Here is a 16,763-nt window from a genome sequence, read left to right as displayed (position 1 = left end):
AATTGAACGGAGAAAACAGGAAGACCAACAACAGAAATGTTGTTGGTCTTTTCGTTTGAGAAGGTAGCTGGTTAGTCTCAAGCGAACTTTTAATGACGGGAATCTGATTGCGCTGGCACCACAGCTGCTTCTTCACGAACTGCCGCTTGAGCCGTTGGGCGAGCTACCACAGCTGCTTCCTCACGAGCTGCCGCTTGGGCTGATGGGCGAGCTACCACAGCTGCTTCCTCACGAGCTGTCTCTTGGGCTGATGGGCGTGTTACTATAGACGCTTCCTCACGAGCTGTCGCTTGGGCTGATGGGCGAGCTACCACTGCTGATTCCTCACGAGCTGCCGCTTGAGCTGATAGGCGTGTTACTACAGACGCTTCCTCACGAGCTGTCGCTTGGGCTGATGGGCGTGTTACTACAGACGCTTCCTCACGAGCTGCCGCTTGAGCTGATGGGCGAGCTACCACAGGAGATACTTCACGAGCTGATGGACGTGTTACTGCAGGAGCTTCTTCTCGGACAGCCGCTTGCTGCGATGGACGAGTTACCGCGGAAGCTTCCTCACTCGCAACCACCCTCGGAGTATTGCTGGAAGCCCAAGCTGTTGTCACTGTACTAATTGCAGCAACGACGAATAGCGTCGATATCGCTACAACAAAGGTTTTCTTTTTCACATTCTTTACGTTAAGCATAAAAGTTAATCTCCTTTTTAGTTGTTTGCCATCCCCGGATAAAGAGGAGCAGAATTGTATAGGTAGATTCCTTGATCCTGCCACTACGTTCAGGATGGTTTCCCCATATCGTTTACGATCCGCAAGGGACATTCCCTTTACAACTTCTTCATCGCAGGACAGTTCACTCCACGTATGAATATCTTTCGAAAGCATATGAACCAATGGATTGAACCAATGTAATGCACGGGCTACTAATATGAACGCCTTGATCCATAGATCTTTCCTTTTCAGGTGGATCAGTTCATGATGGAACACCATACCCATATCCACGTTTGCAGAATTCTTCAGAGGCAGATAAATAGTAGGTTTCCTGAGCCCAATTAGAAAAGGACTACGAATTAGAGCGCTGTAAGCAAGCCGAACCTCTCTCTTGAGACCCAGATTCTCCTTGATTACAGGGAGCAGCATAGCAACTTCGCTAGTCTTCGGAACGCTGGTTCGCGTAAGTTTTAATGTCTTGAGAAACCTGTGATAACAATATGTTTGCCATGCTGCAAAAGCTATGGCCCCGATTACCCATAAGCATATAAAAGCGAGAGCTACGTTTGCTGAAATGGTCTGTACCTGGATGGCAGGAGCCGGATTGAATAACACTTGTTCAACATTTAAGGGTAACTCGTTTACTGTAGTACTGGATGTAAACAATGAAAAAATCCAATTAAAGACCAGAAAGATGGGCAATAGATACAAAACTAAAGCCATTTTTCCAATTCCAAAACGCCATTTTGCAGGAATGACTTGAAAGGGAGCGAGGCGCAAAGATAGAATGAAAGCGACAACGACACTTCCCGCAACAGTCAGCGTAGACAGTAATACAAGAATGGTATTCATAGACTACACCTACTTTTCTGAAAACCATTGTCTCAGCTCTGCAATGTCTTGATCAGAAAGCTTGTCGCCATCATACAAAGCTGAAATCAAATTTTTTACAGAGCCTTGATATAATCCATCCAGGACTTGTTGTGCCTCCAATAGCTTGTAGTCTTCGGGCGAGATACGGGGGACATACTTGTTGGTACGTCCATCCCTTGTAGCTGTAAGGGCCCCTTTGTCTACCAGCCGAGAGAGAAAGGTGGAGATCGTTTGCGCCTTCCATGCTTTACCCCTTTGGGAAAACATGTTCAGCAGTTCGGTGGAGGTGACAGGTGGCTCACACTCCCAGATCACTTCCATCAGCTCCATTTCAGTATCCGATAATTTTTGAAGATGGTTCACGGTGAACACTCCTTAACTTCGTTATGCGTCCATATCGAAGGTTATTACTACACTACGTAGTAGATATAAATTACTACAACGTGTAGTAGATAGTCAAGTATTGCATGGATGTTGCGTAACCTGAGTCAGGTTTGTACTAGCTATATAAGTTCAACTAATGAATATTTACACTGACACTCCGATGACAGAACAACCTTCCGATCGCTGTTATCCCCAGATTTTTTTGATTCCTTTTTTAAAAGGGGAAATCCGGGGATAGCATATGCTTTCGATGTAGCTTTCTTTCAGAAAGCTTTTAGGCGAACGCTTCACTTCTTCAGGTTATTTCTGTCCTCTACGTTCTCGTGTAAATGTTTAGTTGAACATATATAGTAAGCTTAATCTTTGATTAATTTTAATGCAGAGAGGAATGTCTGGAGTTTATACTTAGTCATAAATCCTGTAATCACTATTTAGGAGGAACCACATGAATCTGTTTCATATACAAGCTACACTGCAAGAGATCGATTGGACCGCATCGTTCCTGGAGAATAACTTTATCGGTATTGGTTGGCCGGCGACAGGAGATTTGGAGCATGAGCCTGCAGAAGAATGGAAAGAGCAATTAGTTCAACGCTACAGGATAGGAAAGACGGAAATTCGTGATGTCCTGGACACGCTCCATACTTTTGCCTACGTCATGCAGGACGGGGACTATGTTTTGATAAATGATGATGAATGGACATATGTAGGGGATTTGGGAGATTATTTTTACGATGATTCCAACGGAACCGGAGAAGAATACATATGCCACCGACGAGGTGTTACCTGGCTGGGACGTATTCCCTTAGCAGAGTTAAATGACAAAGTACTTGCACTTGTAAGTCAATATTCAATCATTGCGAAATTTGAATACACAATTACGCAGGCTCAGCTGGAACCCTGGGTTTCAATCACCTCTGCAACCACTGAAGGAGATAATCATTCTTCAGTTAGAGTAGATGAAGGCACTATTCAAGAAGCGCTTAATGTTCTTAAAAAGGCATTGCATAGCGAAGAAGAGGACCTGCGAATCCGTGCAGCGGCGGCAATTTTACAATATGCCCAATCCTAGGACTTTCTCACTTCGTTTCTTTAATATCGACTTTCTAGTAAGGGATAAGAGGTAGGACAAAAGACAATATGTATATGGGTTGAATAATAGTTCGTATTGACCAGAGGCCAAATGGTGTCATAATATTTAAGCGCCACTACATGGTTTTGAATGAAATTAACTGCTTTTTCTTGGCAATCATATGTAGGAGAAGAACCATTTTAGAAAATGTAATAATATGACTAGCATGATGAAGGATGGTCCCTGATGACAACTAATAAAACTAATCCCAAAGTTGATGAATATTTAAATAAAACAAAGAAGTGGAAGGAAGAATCGGAGAAGCTAAGAGAGAGAGATCGTTCTTTCCTGCGGCCTGACTGAAGACTTTAAGTGGATGCATCCTTGTTACATGTTGGAGAATAAAAACATCGTTATCATTCATGGATTTAAGGAGTATTGTGCGCTTCTTTTCCATAAAGGAGCCTTGTTAAAGGATAACAAGACCCGCATGTCCAGGGTTGAGAAATCTACGCAGCAAATTCTGGGTGGAAAAGGGTTAAATGATTAAACAGTTAATTTGGGAAGCAGCTGTTTTAAAATTAATTTATATGCGTGGAAGCACCTGCCTGGGTAGGTGTTTTTTGTTTTGTCTTTTGTCGAATATGAAATCATCTTGTCAAATGTACTATTGCATGGTATCGTTGATAACGATTATCAATATCATTTAAAAAGGTGGGTTTATTTTGCTGAAACGAAGAAATTCGATATGGATTATATCCGCATTGATTGTATTGCTCGTACTGAGTGCATGCGGTCAGTCCGCAACATCAAGCAATACAACGGAGACCGCAAACACAACCGGAGCTGCGGACACGGAATCATCAACCGGCTCAACTTCTGCGTCTGATGCCGATACTACAACAGGTGCCGAGGGAGAGACTGTTACATATCAATCGGATGCAGGTGAAGTGGAAATACCTGTGGAGCCGAAGCGGATCATCGATCTAACCGCATTTTCAACAGGGTACTTTGTTGCACTCGATGCTCCAGTCGTCGGAGCTTTGTCAGGTGCAATAAACAACAAGTACATCAAAGATCAGCTCAAAAGTGAGGGGACAACAGATCTGGGAGAGCAGCCAACAGCCGAGCAACTAATCAGCCTAAAGCCTGATCTGATCATCGCATACACAGGTACTGAGGGTCTCGACAAGTTGTCGCAGATTGCACCAGTGGTACAGTTACAATATGGTAAGCGCAATTTCAAGGATCTCATGTTGGAGATGGGCAAACTGACCAATAGAGAAGCCGAAGCAAAAGACTGGATCACACAATGGGAAGCGAAGATCAATGAGTTGAAGCCAAAAGTGCTTGCCGCTGTAGGAGATCGTACAGTCTCCATTTTGAATCCATACGCCAAAGGATTATTTGTATTTGGTCATAATTACGGTCGTGGTGGTGAAATACTCTATGACGAATTTGGCCTGAAGGCACCAAAAAGGGCGCAGACAGAGGCAATTGACAGTGGCACAGGCTGGGCCTCAATCTCGATGGAAGTATTACCGGAATATGCAGGCGACATCATCTTCACTAGCCCGTGGTCAGGGGATACAACCGATCCGAAGATTGTTTATGACAATACGGTGTGGAAAAATCTAACTGCAGTCAAAGAGGGCCATGTGTTCCAGCTTGATCCGACCTCTGATACTTACAACGACCCTGTATCACTTGAAGGTCAGCTGAAATTTATCTCGGACAGCCTGCTTTCGGTGAAGTAGTTATTGAGTAATATATATTCTTTCAACCCTTTGGCGAATTCGGACCAAAGGGTTTTTCAATTTCATTTTCATGATAATATGAGATGAAGTATGCGAAATAAATCTTGGTTAGGAGAAGATACTATGGACGTTTTTGCAGAATATCTAGCACGAATTGATAACCTGGGACATCGGGACCGTACGGAAGAAGTTTTAGAATGGATTATCAAGAAGTACCCAAATTTAGTGCCTAAAATAGCATGGAATCAGCCCATGTTTACCGATCATGGCACATTTATTATTGGATTTAGTGTATCCAAACATCATTTGGCTGTGGCGCCTGAAAAGGCAGGGATTAATCATTTTTCCGATGAAATTGTGAAGGCCGGTTATGAGCACACCAAGGAGTTAGTGCGTATCCGGTGGGATGGACCGGTTGATTTTTCATTACTGGAAAGAATGATTGAATTCAACATTACAGAGAAGGCCGACTGTTCAACCTTTTGGCGGAAATAGGTATGGCGGATACCCAATAGCAAAAGACCTCGCTCTCACTTACTTCGGTGAGCGGGGTTTTTGTAATGGTCATTCAACAATTGGTTTGCACATTACACCAAAATAATCGATAACAACGCTGCGAAACGCGATAGCTGCTTTCGATATATATCTGTTTTTATGCGACAATAAAGCAATTTCCCTCACTAGGTTCTGATCCTCGATCCGGAGATATACAATTCGTTCCTGCGGGTTTCTTGCTGTATTGGGTATAAAGGCAATCCCAATCTCCGCCTCCACAAGTGCAGTTAATCTTGCAGGCTCATCTCCTTCATAAACATACTTCGGTACGAATCCGACGGATTGGCATTTGGAGTCCACCAGATCACGAATACCATATCCTTTTTTCACCCCCACAAACCACTCATCCTTAAGCTCTTCTAATGTGATGCTGCTTCGATCCGCATATCGATGACCGAGGGGCACAGCTACTACAATTGGGTCCTGGAACAGCATCTGACATTCGATATCATTCCCCTGGATTGGAGGGGAAGACAGGCAAAAATCAATTTCGCCGCGGTGGAGAAGCGTGCACATGTCTTCCAACGTAACCATTTGTACATGAAACTGGACATTCGGCTTATTTTTTCGGAATTCCCGCAATATTCCTGGTAATGTGCTTGCTGTAGTGACTGCCAATTGAAGTGTACCGTGATCCGGGTTGGATAGATCAGCAATTTCCTGTTTTCCCTGTTCCAATTCGAATAAGGCTTTTTCGGTCCGCCGAAGGAATGTTCTTCCGAATTCGTTTAACCGCAGTTTTCTGCCCAATCGATCAAATAGCGGTGCACCCAAGTCATCCTCCAAACGTTGTATCGTCTTGCTCAGTGAGGATTGAGTGACATGCAGCTTACCCGCAGCTTCCGTAACATGTTCACATCGGGCTAACGTTAGAAAATAGCGTAGTTGAAGAAGTTCCATTTCGCACCACTCTCTTATTCCTTTTAGTTCATCAAATCATAACATAAAATGCGTTGGAATAAATAAAGGGATTCCATTAAGATGACAACAGAAGAAGGAGGGATATACATAATGAACGCTCGAAATATATGGTTAATGATATCTGTGGGATTGGGAATCATGCTGAATCCGCTCAATTCTTCCATGATATCTATAGGGATTGCAAGACTACAACAGGAGTTTTTACTTGATGTTACGACCGTGTCATGGATTATTTTTTCCTTTTACATTGCAAGTGCTGTGGCTCAACCGGTCATGGGCAAGTGCAGTGATCTGTTCGGCCGCAGAAAGATATTCCTTATCGGTCTGGTTGTAGTCTTCGTTTCCTCCATGTTAGCTCCGTTATCTCCAGACTTTTCTTGGCTCATCGTATTCCGGATCATTCAATCTGTTGGCACAAGCATGATGGTAGCCGTCGGGATGGCGATTGTAAGAATCCACGTTACTGAGAAACAGGCAGCTGCCCTGTCCATCCTTGCGATGTTCCTGTCTGGTGCAGCCGCGGTAGGCCCTTTTATTGGCGGTGTATTGATTCATTGGTGGGACTGGCAAAGTATTTTTCTAGTGAATATTCCATTGGTGATCGCAAGCTTTATATTCGCCTGGAAAACCATTCCCAAAGAAGCGACCCTCAAATCCAACTATGGCGACATGTCCATCAGAAAATGGTTCCTGCTGATTGATGCGCCCGGCATACTTTTGTTCACCGTCGCATTGGTGACTCTGCTAATGAGCGTGCTTTCCGTTAAATCAACCGGACATCTTTCAACCTGGCACCTTATGGCAGGGGGAATTGGTTTGATTGCATTTGCAAGTTTTATACGACATGAATTGAAAACAGCGTCTCCCTTTATCCCGCTGAGGGTATTTACCAAATACCCCGATATGACCTGGGTGAATGTACAATTTATGCTGGTTAACACGCTGTTTTACGCTCTGTTTTTTGGTGTGCCATCTTATTTACAGCAGGTACGCCATCTGAACGAAGTTCATACAGGACTAATTATGCTAACCCTCGGTTTATGTTCACTCATCAGTTCTCCTCTCGCCGGACGCTGGATTGACAAATCAGGTACGCGGCCAGCTTTGATCGTTTCAGCGGTGTTAATGACGTTCGGGTCCATCATGATTGTGGCATTGGATAAGACTTCACCAGTGGTGAATGTCATCTTGCCCTTAGCTGTATTTGGTATAAGTAATGGGCTCAACAGTGTTGGTATGCAGGCTGCTTTGTTTAAGAGCACACCCAAAGATATGATCGGTGTCGCATCAGGTATTTTTAATACATCGAGATATCTGGGGACCATTTTGTCATCGTTGTTGATTGGAATTGTCATGGGAGACACATTCAGTTTTATAGGATTTCAAACGCTTGGAATCATCCTGACAGTATTAGCTGCATCTTTAATCATCATGACCTTACGACGCCAGAAATCATCCGCAACGCAGACGTTATAGTGCCGAATCTCATAATTCATATCATTACGTAGTCATATATTGCTTTCGAAATTGAAGCGGAGACAACCCGATATACCGTTTGAAACAGGATGAGAAGTATGGAGCATAACGAAAGCCCACTTCTTCTGCAATGCGATCAATCAACCAGTCTGTAGTAACCAGTAATCGCTTTGCACGTTCTAAACGAAGTTCATTTAAATATTCAATCGGCGTTTTACCATACTTCATCTTCATGCAACGGATAACATAGTTGGGATGAAAATGGAGAGCTGCTGCCAACGTTTCATTCGTGACCTTTGTCTTGTAATTCTGTTGAATATATATTGCTGCTTGTTCTGCTAATCGTGTCTGCACGGAATCCATAACACGCAAGCTGCCTTCTTCCAGTATGGAAAGCAATTCACCTAGCAAGCGCTGCTCATGCCAAAAGGAGCTATCCATTTCTAGTGTCAATAATTGCTCCAGAAGATTGAAAGCCGCTTGTGGATGGGCTAATTTCGAATGTTTAGGAAGCCTTAACGTATAAGGATTGCCAAACGGTCTGGAGGAATCTTGCAACTCCGGTTCATGATCAGAAGAGGTCAGCAAGCTTTCATATCTTTCAACATGCTCGAAATGCAGCCAGTAAAATACCGTTTTCTGTGAACACCGCCTGACCGAATAGTGTTCTCCTTCTGGCAGCAGGATTAGTGAGTCTCCTTTCTTCAAGGTCCATTGCTGATCATTCTCTCCAATATATAATTCTCCCTTGACCACAATCAGTACATCGTAGATACCAAGCTTTTTCCGGTTCGGATGTTGATCTCCGATTTCATATTCAGAACGTCCTGCTCCTAGATAATAGGGGAGTTGGGGGACGTTAAGCTCTATGATTCCATCTCCATTCAAAACAGATAACCCTCCCTATTAGTGTTAAATTTTATAGAAAAAAGTTCAATTCAATTCTATTTTCCCATGTAATCACAGCTTATAATTGAAAACCACAAGAGTCAATTTTATAGGAGGAATTCCATAATGCGAAAAGCCAAAGTAGCCATTCAAGACACCTTCTGGAAAGAATACTCCGAATTAGTCCGTCAGACTGTCATTCCTTATCAATGGGAAGCGCTAAATGACCGAATCGAAGGCGCGGAGCCGAGCTATGCCATCCGTAATTTCCGAATTGCAGCTGGCTTGGAGAAAGGTGAATTCGGGGGATGTGTATTTCAGGATAGTGATCTCTACAAATGGTTGGAAGCGGTTGCTTATTCGATCGGTAACCATCCTGATCCCAAGCTGGAGAGCATCGCTGATGAAGTGATTGATCTGATTGGTCAAGCTCAACATGAAAATGGCTATGTAAATACCTACTTCACCATTAAAGAGCCTGGAAGACAATGGACCAATCTGTATGAAGCTCATGAGCTATATTGTGCTGGACATATGATAGAGGCAGCAGTGGCATATTATCATGCGACAGGGAAGCGCAGTTTTCTCGACATCGCATGTCGGTTCGCTGACCTCATTGATAGCATGTTTGGAACCGAGCAAGGTAAAATTCAGGCGTATTGTGGGCACCAGGAGATTGAATTAGCTCTGGTTAAACTGTACAACGTTACAGGAGAACAACGTTATTTGAATCTGAGCAGTTATTTCATTAATGAGCGCGGTAACAAGCCAAGTTATTTCGTGGAAGAGTGGGAACGCCGGGGAAGAAAAAATATTTGGTCGCAAGGAACTCCCAATCTTGAGGTATATCAGTCTCATCTGCCAGTTAGAGAACAAACGGTCGCTGTGGGTCACTCTGTTCGTGCAGTCTATATGTACACCGCCATGGCCGATTTGGCACGCCTCACGAATGATTCAAGTTTGCGAGAAGCCTGTGAGCGGCTCTGGATCAATACAACGCGCAAGCAAATGTATATTACCGGCGGCATAGGTGCAACACATCTGGGGGAAGCATTCACGTTTGACTATGATTTGCCTAACGATACGGTTTATGCAGAGACCTGTGCTTCCATTGGACTAATTTTCTGGGCACGTCGGATGCTGCAATTGGAAGCCAAGAGTGACTACGCTGACGTCATGGAAAGAGCATTATACAATAATGTACTTGGCAGCATGTCCAAAGATGGACAACATTTCTTCTATGTAAATCCACTAGAGGTATACCCGGATGCAAGTGAAAAAAATCCAGACAAACATCATGTGAAGCCCGTACGACAGAAATGGTTTGGTTGTTCATGCTGTCCGCCTAATGTGGCACGTTTATTGAGTTCACTTCATGATTATATTTATGACATATCTAATGACGGAAAAACGTTGTATGTGCACTTGTTTATCGGTAGTGAGCTTCAATGGGTGACAGGAGATGGTCTGCAAGTGACAGTACACCAACGATCTGAATTACCGTGGCATGGAAAGGTGGAGTTCTCGATTTCTTTGGTTGGTAATGATGCTAAAGCTGCTCCATTTGAGATTGCAGTCCGCATTCCTCAGTGGTTTCAAAGCCAGGATCCAATATTAAAGATCAACGGGGAACCCCAACATTATCGTAAGCATAATGGTTATGCAAAAATGGAACGTGCTTGGTCCGATGGTGATACAGTAGAGTGGATATTGCCACTTGAAACCCAAATGATCGCTGCTCATCCTCTGATCCGGTCAGATGCTGGGAAAGCCGCCATTCAACGTGGACCGCTCGTTTATTGCCTGGAGCAAGTGGATAATGGATCTCCACTATCTTCATTCTCATTCGCGGAGGAGCCAGAGTTGAGAGAACACGAAACGCCTGAACTGCTTGGTGGCTGCATTACTGTAGAAGTTAATGGGCTACTTGTGGATGAATCCGTGTGGTTGGATAATCAACCTTACAAGCCGTTACACAAAAACGTCAAACCAGTACAACTCACAGCAATCCCTTATTATTTATGGGGAAATCGACAAGCCGGAGAAATGAATGTTTGGCTTCGTACCTGATTCTATAATTCGTATGTGACACCTTTAATTGAAGATCGGTAAGAGACACAATTACTAAAAGTCGCCTAAATGGCGACTTTTTGCTTTATGGACATGCTCATTTAATACAAACAGCTACTTTTTTTAAACGAAATTTAAGATACGCATTAAACCAGTGTAAGGTTGATCTTCTATACTTGCCTCTGAGCTTCAAAAATCATTCGAGGGAGAGATTTATATCAATCATTCACGTTCATTCACATCAAATCGAATCAGAATAACAGCCATCAGCGCACTCGCTATGATTCTGACCGCATGCCCAATTATAAGTACGGGTAGTGCTGCCGCTAATGCAGTTCCTGTATCTGCTATTTCACAGGCCACAAAAGATATTAAGGCTCAAGCGCCTATCCAATATCAAATTCAAGCCCGGCTGGATGAGAAGAAGATGACGATAGAGGGGAGTGAATCGATTACTTACCGCAATACAAGTAAAGATACATTGAAGCAACTGGTTTTTCATACTTATGCTGATGCCAACCTTTCGAAATCGACACAGACGACCATGTTTAAACATTCCAATGAAGAGATTAGCAAAAATAACCCTGATAAGAAACCGGAAGACTTTCTTGGAGGAATTGATATTGAGAAGGTGACGACCGATGGACAAGCCCTTGATTTCAGTAATAAAAACCAAGCGATGTCGGTGAAATTGGAGCAACCCCTTCAGCCTGGTGAATCCGTGTCGGTTCAAGTCCATTTTAATCTGAAGATTCCCTATGGCTCACAGCGTTTATCGTATTACAAAGATATTATCAATGGCGCTCATTGGTTCCCTGTAATGTCAGTCTATGACGAGGCCAAGCATGAATGGGATAGCAAACCTTATAGTAAAACATTTGAAACGGATTATTATACTTCCGCGGATTTTGAAGTTCAGTTCAATGTTCCCGATCAATATCAGGTAGTTATGCCTGGTACGATAACCACACGGGATGATGCAGAGACTGGACGCAAAGTGGTATCGACCGTAGCCGAGAATACGAGGGAATTTGCTTTCTTTGCCAGCCCGAACTTCAAAGTGGACAGCGTAACTCGAAATGGCCTCACCGTAGAGTATTATTATTTTGACAACCAGCCAGGTAAGAAAAAAATCGTTGATGGGTATGTTGATCAAGCATTCAAAGCCATTGATTTTTTCAGTGATAAATACGGTAAATACCCTTATCCTGAATTCCGGATTGTTGAATCGTATGTCGAAGGGGTAGCTATTGAGTATTCGAGACTTATCCAAATGGGGCAAATCGGAATAAATTCTGCTCCAGAACAAGACACCGTATTTGTGCATGAAATCGCGCACCAGTGGTTTCATGCGTTAATCGGGAATAATTCGGAGACAGAGTCTTTCCTGGACGAAGGCTTTGCAGATTTCTCCAAAGTGTATTTTTCTGAGAAGCAGGGGGACACGATGAATGGCTTTAAGTCCATCCAATTTGACGATTCCACTGTGGATAAGGCCATTGCTTCAACTAATGACGAGGTGGGAGATTGGGCAAGCCCAGTTTATTACGATAAAGGCCGTCAAGCGATATACCAATTGTACCGTTCCGTCGGGGAAGAGAAATTCGATGCCTTTATGAAAGAGTATTTTAAACGCTATGTGTACCAAAACGCTACGATTGACGGACTTCTGCAAACGATAGAAGATGTACTGGGGAAAGAGGCGCGAGATGATATGAAGACGGCTTTATATGAGCCTAATTTTACGCTGAAGCCCGAATATCAACTGTCGAATGAGGAGAAAACGGCATATCTGCATGATCAATTTCAATCGCTGTATGAATCAGCATTAACTCAGGCTCCGAATTTACCTTTTGAAACGATGAGCCGTGTGATGGATAAAGCCCTTCAAGGTGAGCCATTAGCCATTGTGCTCAGTGATCAGGTGAGCAAGGCAGCGAACAAACAACAGGAAGCTATGGTAAATCAACTGACAACTCTTCTGGATTTAACTGGAGTGAAGTATGACTTGATCCAGGACCGGCAGGAATTGAAGCAAAAAATGAAAAAGGAACTGGCTACCAGCAACCTGATTGTACTTGGCAACGCCAAATCAAATGGTTTTGTACAAGCTTTAAAATCCGGCATTATGGACCGTGCTAGCCATATCGGGTTTAAATGGAAAACGACTATGAACCAACCGTCTGCTGCTGGAGCCTATGTGATTAAACACCCTTATAATCAAAATCGTTTGATGCTGCACTATTTCTGGAATGAAGATCATCTGAGCAGTGGGAGTCTTGAACCATTTATGATGAAGATGCAGCAATCCATTGGATTTAGCAGCGCTTATTATCAGTACTATATGTTGGACAAGACGGGCAAGGTAACATTGGATAAAAAAGTGGAAAATCCACTTTCAAAATTTTTCGCTGAAGAATAACCCGAAGAGTCCATTCTTATAAAGAAAGATTAAATACCTTGGCAATTGTCATGGGAAGATCATCATATTGTCTGTTACAGAGTCGCCTATATGGCGACTTTTTTTATTTAAGTTCAATTTAGGTTTCTAAAACCTGTCCTGAAGGGTAAATATAACGTGGATCTTTAAATGGATGTCAAATAAAACGCTGCGGAGGAACATGAAGAATGTTAGGGATAGCATTGATTGTTAATATACTGCAAATAATAACAATATAATGTGCAAAGACACCTAAAACTGTACGACAGTAACATCAATAACAAGAAAATGATTAGGATTCGGAGAACACCGAGATGAGGAGGACATATGAAAACAACCAAGGTCTCATTTTTTGTACTATCACTAATTCTGCTCCTAGTGGCGGGGTTATCCGGATGGTCGGGGGATGCCAATGCAAACTCCAATTCAGGTAAAACCTATGTGATCGGCACGGACATCACATTTGCACCGTTTGAATATCAAGATGAAAATGGGGATTATGTAGGCATCGATATGGATTTGCTGGATGCGATCGCCAAAGACCAAAACTTCAATTATCAAATCAAAGCCTTGGGATTTAATGCGGCTGTGCAAGCTCTTGAGTCCAATCAGGTGGATGGCGTCATTGCCGGGATGAGTATCACGGATGAACGAAAACAAAAGTTTGATTTCTCAGAGCCGTATTATCAATCAGGAGTTGTGATGGGTGTTAGCGTAAATAACGATACCGTAAAAAGCTACGAAGATCTCCGCGGTAAAAAGGTCGCTGTGAAAACGGGCACAGAAGGGTACAGCTTTGCTGAATCCATCGCCTCAAAATATGGTTTTACCATTGTTCCATTCGATGATTCTTCGCAAATGTATGATGATGTGAAAACTGGAAACTCGGTCGCATGTTTTGAGGATGAACCTGTCCTAAAATTTGGGATAAAACAGAATAACGGTCTGAAAACCGTTACCGATAGAGAAGACGGAGCTTCCTATGGTTTTGCGGTAAGCAAGGGGAAGAATCAAGAACTACTAAAGATGTTTAATGAAGGATTAGTGAATATCAAGGCTAACGGTGAATTTAAGCGCATTACCGAGGAATATGTTGGAGAGAATGCCACTGTCGCAAACCAGGGTCGTTGGGAATTAGTTCAAAAATCTCTACCTGTGCTCTTCAAAGGTATGGGGAAAACACTCTTGTATACGATTATTTCGCTGTTTTTCGCCTTTATCATCGGCTTGATTTTTGCTTTTATGAAAGTGGGTCAAAATAAGTTTCTTCGTGTTGTTGCTACTGTATTTGTGGATATTTTCCGCGGGATACCGTTGATCGTCCTGGCATTCTTTATTTATTTCGGGATTCCTCAGGCGATGGGCTTCACCATGCCACTGTTCTTGGCCGCCATTTTGACGTTGAGTCTAAATGCAGGAGCGTACGTAACGGAAATTATTCGCGGGGGTATTCAATCGATTGATCGTGGACAGATGGAAGCAGCCCGTTCATTGGGACTTCCTTATCGCAAAGCGATGATAAAGATTGTAATCCCTCAGGCCATACGGGTTATGATTCCTTCATTTATTAATCAGATGGTTATTACATTGAAAGATACGTCGATCTTGTCCGTCATTGGCCTGGTGGAGTTGACGCAATCCGGTAAGATTGTCATCGCAAGAACATTCGCCTCTTTCGACATTTGGTTGACTGTTGCGATTATGTACCTGATTGTTATCATCACATTGACTAAAATTGCTGACTACCTGGAGGTGAGGGTTCGTCGTGGGTAAAATTAAAGTAGAAGGATTAAAGAAAAGTTTTGGCACGAATCATGTGCTGAAGGGCATCGATATATCGGTCAACGAAGGTGAAGTTGTCTGTGTCATTGGACCTTCAGGTTCAGGTAAAAGTACGTTTTTGCGTTGTATTAACCAGCTAGATGAGATCACAGCTGGACGGGTTATCGTAGATGATCGGGATCTAAATGATCCCAAAACGAACATTAACAAAGCTCGCGAGAACATAGGTATGGTATTTCAGCACTTTAACCTGTTTCCTCATTTCAGCGTGCTCAAAAATATTATGTTTGCCCCCAGAGAACTTGGGATTTTAAAAGAACAGGAAGCACGCGACACGGCACTTCGTTTACTGGATCGGGTTGGGTTGTCGGATAAAGCAGACAGCTATCCCAACCAACTTTCGGGCGGACAAAAACAGCGCGTAGCAATCGCTCGTGCGCTTGCCATGAATCCGGACGTTATGTTATTCGATGAACCAACTTCGGCGCTCGACCCCGAGATGGTAGGGGAAGTACTTGGTGTAATGAAAGATCTTGCGAGCGAAGGTATGACGATGATTATCGTGACCCATGAAATGGGGTTTGCCCGTGAAGTTGCGGATCGGGTTGTTTTCATGGATGGTGGATATGTTGTAGAGCAGGGCACGCCTGTTGAAATATTCGGAAATCCAAAAAATGAACGGACGATCAGCTTCTTGGAGAAAGTACTCTAAAAAGCCAAATCAAAACCCCTTCAAGATCATTTCTTGAGGGGGTTTTTGGTGTGCATTTAATTAGAATGGGTCATTGCCCGTAGACGTTTTACATCTTCTCTTGGCGGATAACCAAACATGCGAGAATATTCACGACTGAATTGTGAAGGGCTCTCATAGCCGACCTGGAAAGCGACATCAGCAGCATCCGTCGATTCAGACAATAACAGACGCCTTGCTTCTTGCAGTCTTAATTGTTTTTGGAACTGAATAGGACTCATTGCGGTAACCTCTTTGAAGTGTCTATGAAGTGAAGCCACGCTCATTTTTCCAATCTCTGCAAGCTCCTCAATCCGAAATGTTTGATTATAACTACTCACAATCCGTTCAATCACATCTCGGATGCGGTACGTAGCACTTCCTTCAAGTGCAATCTGCTCTAACATTCCTCCATGCTCACCTTCAAGAACTCTGTAGAGAATTTCCTTAATATAAAGAGGGGCCAGTATCGAAATATCCTTTGGTTTATCCAACAATCGGACTAATCGAATTATGGCATCCAACATCGTTAACTCCGTCGGGCTGACATATATGCCTCGTTTGGCACTTTCCTTCCGCCTTCCTCGCAATTCGGTATCGCGTAATACATCGAGCACTTGCTCCGGCGTAAATACAAGATTTAGAGCCAAATAGGGAGCGGCTGAGGAAGCCTCAACCACTTGTGCGGTAACCGGAAGGTCCAAGGAGGCCACAAGATAATCGGCTGGACTGTATCTGAAGCGCTCCTCGGCCAGCCATACATCTTTTGCACCTTGAACAATAATGCACAAGGACGGTTTGTAAACAGCATGCTTTGGACCGGTCACTGTTGAGCGACGAATAAAAAATAAAGAAGGAATCGTAGTTTCATTTAAACCTTCGTGTTCTGAATATTGCTGAATAACACGGGCAAGATCTTCCTGTTGTTTATATATGGGCTTAGACATAATATCCTCCTTACTCCTTCAACGGAATAGCCCAATTATAAACCATGAAGATCCCATATATAAATGGTCTTGAGAAGATTAGGCAATCATTTGCGATGAATTGGTTATCGGCCATTAATTCATTTGGTGCATAATTGGATGATAGAGACACGGCAACAGCCTTA

13 protein-coding genes and 1 pseudogene are annotated in these 16,763 nt (G+C 43.2%); 9 read left to right on the top strand and 5 right to left on the bottom strand.

The annotated features are described in order from the left end of the window. Positions 1-89: 89 nt before the first annotated feature. Together G3352_RS04805 and G3352_RS04800 are read right to left on the bottom strand one after the other, a co-directional pair. Positions 90-1,556, bottom strand: a complete 1,467-nt coding sequence (locus G3352_RS04805; protein WP_163754389.1) for a M56 family metallopeptidase — start codon at positions 1,554-1,556, stop codon at positions 90-92. A gap of 9 nt (positions 1,557-1,565) precedes the next feature. Then, positions 1,566-1,940, bottom strand: a complete 375-nt coding sequence (locus G3352_RS04800; RefSeq protein ID WP_076288565.1) for a BlaI/MecI/CopY family transcriptional regulator — start codon at positions 1,938-1,940, stop codon at positions 1,566-1,568. A gap of 466 nt (positions 1,941-2,406) precedes the next feature. Here G3352_RS04800 and G3352_RS04795 point away from each other — a divergent pair, with 466 nt between their 5' ends. The 4 genes and pseudogenes from G3352_RS04795 to G3352_RS04780 all read left to right on the top strand — a co-directional run bounded on the left by G3352_RS04795 (position 2,407) and on the right by G3352_RS04780 (position 5,285). Then, the gene (locus G3352_RS04795; protein WP_163754386.1) at positions 2,407-3,033 is read left to right on the top strand and encodes a hypothetical protein; all 627 of its coding nucleotides are present in this window, start codon (positions 2,407-2,409) and stop codon (positions 3,031-3,033) included. Between the two features lie 246 nt (positions 3,034-3,279). Then, positions 3,280-3,511: pseudogene (locus G3352_RS04790) on the top strand (DUF1801 domain-containing protein); the annotation flags it as partial. Between the two features lie 247 nt (positions 3,512-3,758). Then, entirely contained in the window at positions 3,759-4,790 is a 1,032-nt protein-coding gene (locus G3352_RS04785; protein WP_163754383.1) for an ABC transporter substrate-binding protein, read from the top strand. Positions 4,791-4,913: 123 nt separating this feature from the next. Further along, positions 4,914-5,285 carry an iron chaperone gene (locus G3352_RS04780; RefSeq protein WP_163754381.1) on the top strand — a complete coding sequence of 124 codons (372 nt, stop codon included), beginning with the start codon at positions 4,914-4,916 and terminating at the stop codon, positions 5,283-5,285. A 69-nt stretch (positions 5,286-5,354) separates the two neighbouring features. Here G3352_RS04780 and G3352_RS04775 read toward each other — a convergent pair whose 3' ends face one another. Beyond that, positions 5,355-6,245: a LysR family transcriptional regulator gene (locus G3352_RS04775; RefSeq protein WP_163754378.1), complete on the bottom strand. Its 891-nt coding sequence runs from the start codon at positions 6,243-6,245 to the stop codon at positions 5,355-5,357. 111 nt (positions 6,246-6,356) lie between these two features. On the opposite strand from G3352_RS04775, the gene G3352_RS04770 reads away from it, so the two are divergent. Further along, positions 6,357-7,742 carry an MFS transporter gene (locus G3352_RS04770; RefSeq protein ID WP_163754376.1) on the top strand — a complete coding sequence of 462 codons (1,386 nt, stop codon included), beginning with the start codon at positions 6,357-6,359 and terminating at the stop codon, positions 7,740-7,742. A 24-nt stretch (positions 7,743-7,766) separates the two neighbouring features. On the opposite strand, the gene G3352_RS04765 is transcribed toward G3352_RS04770, so the two are convergent. Then, entirely contained in the window at positions 7,767-8,630 is an 864-nt protein-coding gene (locus tag G3352_RS04765) for an AraC family transcriptional regulator (protein WP_205524701.1), read from the bottom strand. Between the two features lie 126 nt (positions 8,631-8,756). On the opposite strand from G3352_RS04765, the gene G3352_RS04760 reads away from it, so the two are divergent. The 4 genes from G3352_RS04760 (at position 8,757) to G3352_RS04745 (ending at position 15,634) form a co-directional block, all read left to right on the top strand. Then, the gene (locus tag G3352_RS04760) at positions 8,757-10,700 is read left to right on the top strand and encodes a glycoside hydrolase family 127 protein (RefSeq protein WP_163754373.1); all 1,944 of its coding nucleotides are present in this window, start codon (positions 8,757-8,759) and stop codon (positions 10,698-10,700) included. A gap of 280 nt (positions 10,701-10,980) precedes the next feature. After that, positions 10,981-13,122, top strand: coding sequence for a M1 family metallopeptidase (locus tag G3352_RS04755; protein WP_163754371.1), 2,142 nt, complete (start codon positions 10,981-10,983; stop codon positions 13,120-13,122). Positions 13,123-13,467: 345 nt separating this feature from the next. Next, a complete protein-coding gene (locus G3352_RS04750; RefSeq protein WP_163754368.1) occupies positions 13,468-14,913 on the top strand; it encodes an amino acid ABC transporter substrate-binding protein/permease in 1,446 nt (481 codons plus the stop codon). Further along, positions 14,906-15,634 carry an amino acid ABC transporter ATP-binding protein gene (locus tag G3352_RS04745; protein WP_064638330.1) on the top strand — a complete coding sequence of 243 codons (729 nt, stop codon included), beginning with the start codon at positions 14,906-14,908 and terminating at the stop codon, positions 15,632-15,634. The genes G3352_RS04750 and G3352_RS04745 overlap by 8 nt, the downstream gene beginning before the upstream one ends. Before the next feature lie 56 nt (positions 15,635-15,690). Here the strand turns inward: G3352_RS04745 and G3352_RS04740 are convergent, their stop codons facing one another. Beyond that, on the bottom strand, positions 15,691-16,599 hold the full coding sequence (locus tag G3352_RS04740; RefSeq protein ID WP_163754365.1) for an AraC family transcriptional regulator: 909 nt from the start codon (positions 16,597-16,599) through the stop codon (positions 15,691-15,693). Positions 16,600-16,763 lie beyond the last annotated feature (164 nt).

It is taken from the genome of Paenibacillus sp. ALJ109b (assembly GCF_010747435.1).
Classification (GTDB): domain Bacteria; phylum Bacillota; class Bacilli; order Paenibacillales; family Paenibacillaceae; genus Paenibacillus; species Paenibacillus taichungensis.
This window is presented reverse-complemented; position numbering and strand designations above follow the sequence as displayed.